This is a genomic window from Flavobacterium sp. P3_A6 (assembly GCF_056403035.1).
In genome coordinates this window covers 1-11682 of record NZ_JBFUGG010000041.1, presented here as the reverse complement: position 1 = coordinate 11682, position 11682 = coordinate 1, and the positions used below count along the sequence as shown (strand labels likewise).

Here is an 11682-nt window from a genome sequence, read left to right as displayed (position 1 = left end):
GTACAGCGCGGCCGAAATGGAAAGTATTTTGGAACACGAAAAAGTACACAGCGAGCAATACCATACCGTAGACGTTTTAATAATGCGTTTTTTTTGCATCCTTTTTTGGTTCAATCCATTTATTTGGCTGTACAAAAAAGCCATTCTGCAAAATTTGGAATTCATCGCCGACAGTGAAGCCGCCAAAAACATATCCGACAAAAAGGCCTATCAATTGACGCTTTTAAAAATAACAGCGCACGAAAATTGTGTTGTCCTTACCAATCATTTTTATCAATCATTAATCAAAAAACGAATCGTTATGTTAAACAAAAATCAATCAAAAAAATGGAATTCCTGGAAGTATGTATTAATACTTCCAGCTTTAATCGCCTTTGTGTTTTTATTCCAAATGGAAGTTATAGCAAAGGAGAAAACTTTGAGTCCAAAAGTAGAACAATCAGCCTCAAACGATGTTGATGTCTACAAAATCACAAAGAATACTACAGAAGCCGAATTGAAGGAAAAAGCAGAAACTATAACCAAAAATTATGGAGTAACTGTTCATTTTTCGAATACAAAAAGAAACGCAAATAATGAACTGACAGCTATAACAGTCGAATTAAAAAAAGGAGATGAGATTTCCAATAACAGAAACATAAACAGTTCCGAAGCTATAAAACCATTTGGAATAGTTATTTCTAAAGATTCAAAAGGAAGGCTGGCAATCGATTTTGTTGAAGACGATAAATCAATTGAAAAATTAGCCAAAATAAGTAAAGTTGTTACACCTAATGAACCAATTCCAGCTGACGCTCAAATTTATATTGATGGATCAAAATCGGATAAAGCCAAAATGGACGAGTTAGATCCTAAAGAAATTGCTACTGTAAATGTCATCAAAAATGATGAGAAAAAAGAAATCCGAATAATCACCAAAAAATTTTCCAAAATAGGTAATGAGAATGATATTTATATCAATGATGAAAAAGTAACCCAAAATGAATTAGAACAGCTAGATCAAGACAAAATTGTATCGATGGATGTCAACAAGGATGGAAAAACAATCCGCATTGTAACTAAAAATGGCACATATAACATACAGAGCAAAGATTTTCCTGTACCTCCGACTCCTCCAACACCACCAGCTTTTAAAATGAAAACTCCGACACATCCTCCATTACCAAAAGCGCCGAAAGCTCCAAAAGGAGATCCGATACATGGAGACCAAAAAGCTTGGAAAGAATTTGAAAAGAAAATGGAAGAATTTGATAAACAAATGAAAAAACTGGAACCTCAAATGGAAGCTTTCGACAAACAAATGGCTGAATTTGATAAGCAAATGGAACCATTCGACAAAGAAATGGAAGCTTTTGATGAAAAAATGAAAGTGTATGACAAACAAATGAATGAATACATATCTAAGTTAGAAAAAGAGAAAAAATAGCGATATTTTTCCAAAATAGAATCAACAAAAAGACGGTCTACATCAAGACCGTCTTTTTTATATCTTTGAAAAAAATATATGATTATGTTTAAAATTCTTGCCCGAATCAACAAACTTATTTTACCAAGCTTCACCAAGCAAAGACTGGACATATCCAAAGCTAAAAAATGGCAAATGGCAATTATTGGATATCGCTATTATGTGACCAAAAGAGCTTTAGACTAAAGATTGTCCATAGTTTAAAAAGTTGGAGTGTTTAATGCAGTTTAAAATTGTTTGATTAGCTAATCGCAAAAAAAGTTTTGCAAGGTAAGAACCGCTTAAACAACTTTAACCTTTTAAACAATTTCAATACGTTATTGCTGCAAAAATCTCGTTTCCTGCAATCTTTTCCCTTCCATTCAAGAAAGTGAGTTCCATCAGGAAATTGCACTGAACGATTGTACCTCCTAATCGTTCTACCAATTCGCAAACCGCTTTTGCGGTTCCTCCTGTCGCCAAAACATCATCATGAATTAGAACTCTATCGCCTTTTTGAATCGCATCTACATGAATTTCAAGAACATCCATACCATATTCTAAATCATAAGAAGCTGAAATAGTATGAAAAGGCAGTTTATTAGGTTTGCGTACCGGAACAAACCCCACATTCAATTCCTGCGCTAAAAGCATCCCAAAGAAAAAACCACGACTTTCTACCCCAATTACCTTATCAATTTTTTTATCTTTTACCGATGAAACCAATATTTCTAAGCATTCTTTCCTTGCTTTTGCATCAATTAGTAATGGAGTGATGTCTTTAAACACAATTCCTTCCTTTGGAAAGTCCTGAATATCACGTACATATTTTTTTAAACTCATTTTTTTTATTTTTTATGCAAATTCATCCTTGCAAGTTACACATTTATTCCTATATTTGCACCCGCAAACAAGTTCAGCGCACATCGTTGAAAACAATGAACAAATAAGCAAAATGGCCTCGTGGCGCAACTGAATAGCGCATCTGATTACGGCTCAGAAGGTTACTGGTTTGAATCCAGTCGAGGTCACTCTACGGGACAAAGAAAAAAACTTCTTTTGTCCCGTTTTTTTTACCACCTAATTCGCTATTAATCAAATAAATACGACCATCTATTTCATTGACTCGAGCGGTATGGAATTGATTATTTCGAAATGTGAAATTTTCAGGATAAATTAAACCAATAAGATCTCTGACTTCCGATAGATTAGTGCTCGTATAGGCAAAATTAAGTTTCATTAATTTGTCAATTCCCATATCCAGTAGCCCTTCAATACTTTCCTTAACATCCGAAATGCCATTAAGCTTAATCTTGTTATTTATAAAGGAAATTTAGCCTGCTAATTTTTCATGGTTGATTCCCTTTCAATTATACTTGTCTCCAATTCAATCGTTCTCGGTAAAAATGGAAGTCCGTTTTTCCGGCAAATCATTTCTTCGAGTAATAAGGTAAAGGCAGCAACTCCCATTTCATAATTCGGTTGATCAACGGTACTCAACTTTGGCGTGATTACTTGGGACACAAACCAATTACTAAAACCAATTATAGCAATTTGGTTAGGTACTTGGATTCCTATTTCATTAAAATAGGCCAAAACACCAATAGCAACCAAATCCGTGATGACAAAAATACCGTCAATTTCCAGATTCTCCTCGACAATTTGTTTCGCAAATTCTACTCCTTGTTCAAAAGTGATACTTTTACATGCATAAACCAATTTAGAATCGTAAGGAATTCCATTTTTTTCCAAAGCTTTTTTATAACCTATAAAACGATCAATCGAATTTTGCGGATTTTCAAGACCCCGAATATGGGCGATTTTTTTGCAACCCTTATCGATTAAATGCTGAACAGCTCCCATAGCAGCCTTTTGATCATTGATAATAACCTTGGAACTCGGAATTAATTTAGAAATCTTGTCAAACTGCACAAAAGGAATTTCTTTTCGGAGTATTTCCTTGATGTGAAAATCATTGTTGGATTCATTGGAAAGTGACATAATAATTCCGTCAACTCTTTTATTGATTAAAAGCTCCACCTGTTTCTTTTCTAATTCCAAAGATTCATTTGATTGCAGAATAATAACAAGATAACCATTTTTCTCGGCTTCGGCGATGATCCCTTTTATTACATTGGAAAAAAAATGGTGTACCACCTCAGGAATAATTAATCCGATGGTTTTAGATTCCTTGGTCCGAAGATTTACTGCAAAACTATTGGGCGTATAATTAAGTTCTTCTGCCAAAGCAAGAACTTTTTCTATAGTTTTTTTACTGACATCGGATTTGTGTTGCAATGCTTTTGAAACAGTGGTAATCGATATCCCTAAAATTTCTGCAATTTCTTTTAGAGTAGTCTCTTTCATTCAGTAAATATTAGATTTATTTTTTTCAATTTCAAATCGCAAACGTTTGCATAGTTTTCGCAAACGTTTGCGACAAGATTATTGTATTATTTAGTTAATCTAAAACTAAATTTACAATTAATTAACTTTAAATTTATTAATTAAACAATTTTAAACCATGAAAAAAATCATTTTTTTATTAAAAAGGAGTCAATTGATTTTAGCGCTGCTGCTATTCAATTTGTCTTTTTCCCAGAATTCCATATTATCAGGGGTTGTTTCTGACACGAATGGTAATCCAATTTCAGGTGCTAATATTATGATTCAAAATACAGCAATAGGAACTTCAACTAATTTTGATGGGAGTTACAAAATTTCAAATCTTCAAAATGGAAATATCACTGTCATAGCATCCTATATAGGGTATAAAACGACACAAACTTCTGTTGATATTAACGGAAATACGATTCAAAATATTTCGATGACATCAGATGCAAATCAATTAAATGACATAATTATCACAGGGGTTGTTAGTCCAAGAACCAAAATCAAGTCGAGTGTTTCTATTACATCGCTTAATACAAAACAAATTGAACAATCGGCTCCAAGATCAACAGCAGAAATTTTCAGATCAATTCCAGGGATTCGTTCAGAATCATCTGGCGGAGAAGGAAACTCGAATATTTCTGTTCGAGGTGTGCCAATCTCTTCAGGTGGATCAAAATATTTACAAATCCAAGAAGATGGACTTCCTGTTCTTCTATTTGGAGACATCGCTTTTGCAACAGCCGATATTTTTACCAGATTTGACGGGAACGTTGCCAGAATCGAAGCCATTCGTGGCGGATCGGCCTCTACTTTATCTTCCAATTCTCCTGGCGGAATCATCAACTTTATAAGCAAAACTGGAAAAACAGAAGGCGGAATGATGAGAACAACTTTTGGCTTGGATTACAATAATTTTAGAACTGATTTAGACTACGGCGCAAAAATTGGGGATGGTCTATATTTTCATGCAGGTGGTTTTTACAGAGCGGGTGAAGGAGTTAGAAAAACGGGTTCCACATCTAATAACGGAGGACAGGTAAAATTCAATATCACAAAAGAATTTGAAAAAGGAACAGTCACTGTTTATGCTAAATTTTTAAATGACAAAGCGGTGGCTTATATGCCAATGCCTGTTCAGGTTACAGGAACAAATGCGGATCCAACATGGGGAAATATTAAAGGTTTTGATGCTACCACAGGCGCTTTGCAATCTATTTATTTAACCCACAACGTAGGTCTTGGTCCTGATGGCCAATTGAGAAGAGGGAATGTAGCCGATGGAATGAATCCAGTTTCAAAATCAATTGGAGCTAGTGCTTCTTTTAATCTGGACCAAGGCTGGAAAGTTGAAGATAATATTCGTTATTCTGCTAATAGTGGTGGATTTATAGCACCATTTCCTGCAGAAGTTGGTTCCGCTTCTACAATAGCAAACTCATTCGGGGCAGGTTCTACTTTGACTTATGCAAATTCAGGAGCGCCTTTTGACAATCCCAACGGATTAGTAGCTAGAATACATATGTTTGATACAAAATTAAATGATTTAAGTAATTTTATGAATGATTTAAGAGTAACGAAAAAATTCGATAAGATTGGAATTACAGCCGGTTACTTCAAATCAATCCAAAGCATCTCTATGTCATGGCTGTGGAATTCGTATTTACAGGAAGTTTCAGATGATAATCCTCGCTTGATAAATGTCACGAACGCTACTGGAAATTTATTGTCGGAAAACGGATTGTATGCTTATGGCGTTCCGGCTTGGGGCAATTGTTGCACCAGAAATTATGACACTCAATACAACGTTTCTGCTCCCTATGTAAACGTAACTGTTGATGCAACTGATAAACTTTCGCTCGAAGGTGGCTTACGTTATGATATAGGCAAGGTTTCGGGATCTTTTGCCGGCAGTACACAAACCATATTTGACATCAACAATAATGGCATAATTTCTGCTCCTGAAACAAGTGTTTCTGCAGTGAACACGGCAAATGAAACTGCAGTTCACTATGACTACGATTATGTTTCATATACTTTTGGAGCTAATTTTTTATTGACGGAAAAACAATCTCTTTTTGCCAGATATAGTAAAGGTGCTGCTGCAAAAGCCGATCGTATTTTGTTCTCGGGATTGGATTATTTAGATGGAAATAAAATCAACGCACTGGACTTTTTGACACAAGCAGAATTAGGGTACAAACAAAAATTCTCTAAAGGATATGTTTATGCGACTGCTTTTCACTCTAAAACAGACGAGCAAGGCGGTTATGAAGCTACTTCAAACAGCATCATCAAAAACAATTATAAATCGTATGGTTTAGAATTAGAATCGTCTTATAACGTGGTTGATAATTTCAATTTGCGCGGAGCATTAACCTATACAAAAGCTGAAATTACATCAGGCAACAACAATGGTAATGAACCGAGAAGACAACCCAAATTAATGTATAATTTTATGCCAACCTATAACTTTTCAGAAGGCAAAAACACCATTGGATTGAGCTTTATCGGTCAAACTAAAGCTTATACACAAGATTCAAACGAGTTAGTAATGAATGGTTTTGTAATTGTAAATGCTTTTGTCGAAGTTGGAATTGCAAAAGGATTATCAATAAATTTTTCAGCAAACAACTTATTTGACACCTTGGCAATTACAGAAACAGAAGAAGGAAGTATTACGGCAAACACTGTAAACTACGTAAGAGCTAGACCAATGTCAGGAAGATCAACTTCTGTAGCTTTATCTTATAAATTTTAAAAAAAGATGTTTCTGTTTAGTTAGTTGACAATTCCTGTACTTTTAAAGTATGGGAATTGTTTCTAAAAAATGATGATTCTTGTGTAATCTTTAAAATGCATAAAATGAAAAAAATCACTTATTTAATTTTACTTTTTTTTGCTCTATTTCAATACAATTTGAATGCACAAGCCATTGCCAAACCTGAAAAAAAGGATGAAAAAACAAAAAAAGCAATCCTGATTTATGGAAGCCCAGATTGTCATTATTGCATGGACACCAAAAACATTTTAATCGAAAAGAAAATTGATTTCATTTTCTATGATATCGATACTGACAAAGCTGCTCTTAATGAAATGCTTGCTAAATTAAGGAAAGCCAACATAAGTACATCAGGACTTGGCATTCCAGTTATTGACAAATATGGAGAACTATTTTCAAACAATACCACGTTTGATGATTTTATAAAAAAATTAATTCCCTAAGCTATGTTCAAAAAGACAAAACTGAATTTTTGGCAGATTATCAATATGAATGTCGGTTTTTTCGGAATTCAATACAGTTTCGGTTTACAGCAAAGTGCTGTTAATCCTATATATGACTTTTTACATGCAAGTCCAGATCAAATTCCGATACTTAATCTTGCGGGGCCATTAACGGGATTGTTGATTCAACCCATTATTGGTGCGATGAGTGATAAAACTTGGCATCCAAGATGGGGAAGAAGAAAACCATACTTTTTTATTGGAGCCATAATTTGTAGTATCGCATTATTTCTATTCCCATTTAGCAGTTCCTTATGGATGGCGGCAGGCTTGCTTTGGATTTTAGACGTAGGAAATAATACCGCTATGGAACCTTATCGGGCTTTTATTGCTGATACGCTGGACGAAGAACAGCAACCAGTAGGTTTTCAGGCGCAAAGTTTTTTTACTGGTTTTGGACAGTTTATGGCTTATATTTCTCTTTTTCTGTTTCCAATTGTTTTTGTTGGTTATACCGGGTCGTTACCTACTTGGATTTATGCCTCCTTCTTCTTAGGAGCAATCCTTTCTGTAACTTCCATTTGGTGGAGTATGGGCAAAACAAAAGAAATCCCGCCAACAGCAGAAGAGTTAGCCATTTTAAAGGCTGAACCATTAAATATTTTTTCGCCCTTCATCGATATTTATAAAGCAGTTTTAGAAATGCCAACAGTGATGTGGCAACTGTTTCTGGTTTATTTGTTTCAGTGGTATGCGATGATGTGCTATTGGCAAAACAATTCAAAAAGTATTGCCTTGTCCGTGTGGAATGTGACTCCAAAGAATGTGACGGGTTATGAAAAAGCGGTAGAATGGAATGGATTAATAGGCGCCTTTGGATTTATAGTCACTTTCTCTATTGCCTTTTATTTGGCCAAATTAGCAAAAAAACACGGTTCAAAAATGATTCATTTTGCGTGTCTGCTATTTGGAGCTATTTCTTTTTTGTGGTTTCCGACAGTACAAAATCAATATGTGTTTTTTGCGGTTATTATTGGGTACGGAATTACTTGGGCAAGTATGATGGGCATTCCCTATCTGATGGTCGTTGCGGTTGTTCCAAAAGAGCGTTATGGGGTTTATATGGGAATTATAAATATGATGATTGTTATTCCAATGATTATACAAAACCTGTCCTTTGGTTACATTTTAAAGAACTTCTTGGATAATGATCCACGTCAAGCAATTAGTTTTGCGGGTGTACTATTAGTACTTGCTGCTATCTGCACCTTGTTAATCAAAATAAAAAAAAATTTAAGTAAATAATACAATAAATAATAAAATGGATAATATAGACATCCTTTGTGTTGGTGAAGTACTTGTAGATTTTATTGGGCATCAAGAAGGTGTGCTTATTAATGAAACCAGAGATTATCATAGGTATTTAGGAGGCTCACCTACTAATGTTGCTATGAATTCAACTCGATTAGGTTTGAATACTATTATGGTTGCAACAGTGGGGAACGATGGTTTTGGTTCTTATATCACGGAGCGCTTATCGAGTGTTGGAGTGAATACAAGCCTCCTTAATATGCTAGAGAACAAGTCGACCAGCGTAATTTTTGTTTCAAGATCTGAGGGGACGCCTGATTTTATACCGTATCGTTCAGCAGATTGCTACATTTATGAAGAGCAAATTTCAAGTGAAGTTTTATCCCATACCAAAATATTCCATACCACTTGCTTCGCATTAAGCAAAAATCCGGCACAAAAAACTATCTTAAAGAAGGCAAAAGAAGCGCACGATATAGGATGTAAGCTAAGTATTGATCTTAACTATGCAAGAAAACTGTGGAAAAGTCAAAAGAAGGCTTTCAAAGTAATTAAAACCTATTGCCAGTTCAATCCATTAATAAAAATTAGTGAAGATGATATGCTGCGCCTATTTGAGAAAGAACTTCCGCATGAAGAGATATTCGAATTTTTTCATCATCAAGGAGTAGATACGGTTTGCTTAACTTTAGGCAGCAAAGGGGTCAAATTATCTCAAAAAGGAAAAGAAGTAATACAAATGCCAGCAATAAAAATTGATAAAGTAATGGATTCCACAGGAGCGGGCGATGCTTTTTGGTCTGGATTCTTATTTGCTTATATAAAAGAAAAATCAATTAATGAATGTTTGGATATCGCTTTAAAATTGGCTGCTTTGAAACTTCAAAATGTAGGACGACTGCCAGATAACATCAATATCCTTTCTAAACTTCTATAAAATACGATGCGACATAAAAATAAAAATATCAGCAATGGAGTAATGCTAAATGTTTATCCAGATAGTATAGGAGAGAAATTTAGTGATACCATAGGCATGCTCAAGATGGACGCTTTTAAAGATGTCTTTTCTTTTATATATGTATTGCCAACTTTTTTTAACAGTGATTTAGATAGAGGCTTTTCAATTATTGATTATGATATAAACAAGGATTTAGTAGACATAAAAGATTTAAAGGACTTGAATGAACTACAGATAAAGCTGAAGTTTGATATTGTATTGAATCATCTCTCTGTGGCTTCACCACAGTTTAAAGACCTGCTGCAATACGGGAATGAATCTAAATTTAAAGATTTTTTTATCAACTGGAATGAATTCTGGGAAGGAAATGGGGTAAAAAATGAAGATGGAATTGTAATTCCAGAACCGAAGTTTCTCAATAAATTATTTATGAGAAAGTCGGGTTTGCCCATATTAAAAGTGCGTTTCCCAGATAGTACAGAACAGCCGTATTGGAATACTTTTTATCAGCAAGTAACCTACAATCCGATTACTGTAGCAGATTTACAAAACATAAAAGGATTGACTGAGGCTCAAAATCTATTTATTGTTGCTCTAGTAAATGCCACAATGAATAGCAATCAAGATTTTACCACCCTAAACTTTGAAGACTGTACTCCTCTTAAATCAGAAATTTTACAAATTGTAGAGCAAAAGCGTTCCTATTTAGGACAAATGGATGTCAATGCTGCATCACCTTTGGTTTGGGAATTTTATGAGGAAACACTAAAAAAATTAAGTGATTATGGTTGTACTATTCTTCGATTAGATGCTTTTGCTTATTTGCATAAACAAGTAGGAGAATCCAATTTTTTTAATAAACCGGGAACCTGGGACTATTTAGACCGAATCAAGAAAATAGCACAACAAAATAATTTGATGCTGTTGCCAGAAATTCACGCAGAATATGGTTTGCATTTACACGATGAAGTAGCCAATGAAGGATATTATATCTATGACTTTTTCTTACCTGGTTTAACGATTCATACTATCGAAAACCAAACAAGTAAAGCATTGATTAGTTGGGCTAAAGAAATTATTACCAAAGGATATAAAACAGTAAATATGCTTGGCTGCCATGATGGAATACCAGTTTTAGACCTGAAGGGCAAGGAGGTAAATGGCGTTTACAATAAAGGATTACTAGAAGATGCCGAGATTGAAAAAATTATGACCGCAATCATGGAACGTGGTGGTCGTGTCAAAAATCTCTACGACCCTTCTGGGAATAAAATTTCTTATTATCAAATAAATGCCACCTTTTTTAGTGCACTAGGAGAAGACGAACAAAAGCTGCTTCTTGCGAGAGTCATTCAGATGTTTATGCCTGGAATACCGCAGATTTGGTATCTCGATATTTTTGCAGGCAAAAACAATTATGAAGCAGCAGATAATGGAGGTAGTGCCGGACATAAAGAAATTAATCGCACTGCATTGTCAATGCACGATATAGAGCAAGGATTGAAAACAGAAGTTGTTAACAAACAGCTCGAAATCATTCGCATAAGAAATACTTCTAATGCATTTTCAGGTGAAGTAGAAATAAATGATGCTGAAGATGACATCTTGGATATTAAATGGGCTAATGGCACTAGCTTTGCGAACCTAAAAGCGAATCTTAAAACCAAGGCTTTTACAATTGACTATACAAAAAATGGTATGCTAAGCAAGATGAGTTTTTAAATATCGTACTATAATCGAAAAATCACGTGAAAATTCATCAAAATCAAAATAAATAAATAAATAAATAGGTATCTGAAGAAGGAAGAGAAATTAATAATGATACAAACCAGTAAAGAAAAAAAGTACAGTTAAAATTGCCATATATCATTCGGAAATTAAAAAAATACCATATAATTACATCTCAATTAAGAAAATCAGAAATCGAGCCCACTACAGTAATTTTTTGTTTCAAAATCTATGGGAACACCTGATTTTATTACTTACAGGGAAACAGATTTTCAAATCAATCCAAGCCAAATTCCGGACGAATTATTGGAAAAAGCCAAAATTTTCCACACGGCCTGTTTTGCTTTAAGCAAAAATCCAGGTCGCACCACCATTTTAAAAAGTGCAAAAAAAGCAAAAGCTTTAGGATTGCAAACAAGTATTGATATTAATTTTCTGAGAGGATTTAGACAGACAGAGAAGAAGCTAAGCTTGTTCTAAAGAAATACTTATCTACAGATCCTTTAAATTCATAGGGCCAGTAATCTTTTTTGTTGTCGCATATCCTGCAAACTGATCTTTATAATTGAGAGTATCAACATGCATTAGCATTATATACTCTCCTGTTTTTAGGACATTTTAATAC

10 protein-coding genes and 1 tRNA gene are annotated in these 11682 nt (G+C 34.4%); 9 read left to right on the top strand and 2 right to left on the bottom strand.

Features of this window, described 5'->3' with window-relative positions; genetic code table 11:
- Both AC1DVP_RS21055 and AC1DVP_RS21050 read left to right on the top strand, forming a co-directional pair.
- Positions 1–1426, top strand: a 1426-nt coding sequence (locus AC1DVP_RS21055; protein WP_477185431.1) for a M56 family metallopeptidase, incomplete at its 5' end; no start/stop codon positions are given.
- A gap of 84 nt (positions 1427–1510) precedes the next feature.
- Complete coding sequence (locus tag AC1DVP_RS21050) at positions 1511–1651, top strand: SsrA-binding protein (protein WP_477185430.1); 141 nt, start codon at positions 1511–1513, stop codon at positions 1649–1651.
- A 123-nt stretch (positions 1652–1774) separates the two neighbouring features.
- On the opposite strand, the gene AC1DVP_RS21045 is transcribed toward AC1DVP_RS21050, so the two are convergent.
- Entirely contained in the window at positions 1775–2287 is a 513-nt protein-coding gene (locus tag AC1DVP_RS21045) for an adenine phosphoribosyltransferase (protein ID WP_477185429.1), read from the bottom strand.
- Between the two features lie 114 nt (positions 2288–2401).
- Here AC1DVP_RS21045 and AC1DVP_RS21040 point away from each other — a divergent pair.
- Positions 2402–2475: transfer RNA gene (locus tag AC1DVP_RS21040), tRNA-Arg, on the top strand.
- A 310-nt stretch (positions 2476–2785) separates the two neighbouring features.
- On the opposite strand, the gene AC1DVP_RS21035 is transcribed toward AC1DVP_RS21040, so the two are convergent.
- Positions 2786–3811, bottom strand: coding sequence for a LacI family DNA-binding transcriptional regulator (locus AC1DVP_RS21035; RefSeq protein ID WP_477185428.1), 1026 nt, complete (start codon positions 3809–3811; stop codon positions 2786–2788).
- A gap of 157 nt (positions 3812–3968) precedes the next feature.
- Here AC1DVP_RS21035 and AC1DVP_RS21030 point away from each other — a divergent pair, with 157 nt between their 5' ends.
- The 6 genes from AC1DVP_RS21030 (at position 3969) to AC1DVP_RS21005 (ending at position 11537) form a co-directional block, all read left to right on the top strand.
- Entirely contained in the window at positions 3969–6596 is a 2628-nt protein-coding gene (locus tag AC1DVP_RS21030; RefSeq protein WP_477185427.1) for a TonB-dependent receptor domain-containing protein, read from the top strand.
- 104 nt (positions 6597–6700) lie between these two features.
- Complete coding sequence (locus tag AC1DVP_RS21025; protein WP_477185426.1) at positions 6701–7060, top strand: glutaredoxin domain-containing protein; 360 nt, start codon at positions 6701–6703, stop codon at positions 7058–7060.
- Positions 7061–7063: 3 nt separating this feature from the next.
- On the top strand, positions 7064–8365 hold the full coding sequence (locus AC1DVP_RS21020) for an MFS transporter (RefSeq protein WP_477185425.1): 1302 nt from the start codon (positions 7064–7066) through the stop codon (positions 8363–8365).
- A gap of 16 nt (positions 8366–8381) precedes the next feature.
- Positions 8382–9308 (top strand): carbohydrate kinase family protein, encoded by a 927-nt coding sequence (locus AC1DVP_RS21015; RefSeq protein ID WP_477185424.1) that lies wholly within the window; start codon positions 8382–8384, stop codon positions 9306–9308.
- A gap of 6 nt (positions 9309–9314) precedes the next feature.
- Complete coding sequence (locus AC1DVP_RS21010) at positions 9315–11051, top strand: alpha-amylase family protein (protein ID WP_477185423.1); 1737 nt, start codon at positions 9315–9317, stop codon at positions 11049–11051.
- Between the two features lie 237 nt (positions 11052–11288).
- Positions 11289–11537, top strand: coding sequence for a hypothetical protein (locus AC1DVP_RS21005; protein WP_477185422.1), 249 nt, complete (start codon positions 11289–11291; stop codon positions 11535–11537).
- The last annotated feature ends 145 nt before the right edge of the window (positions 11538–11682 follow it).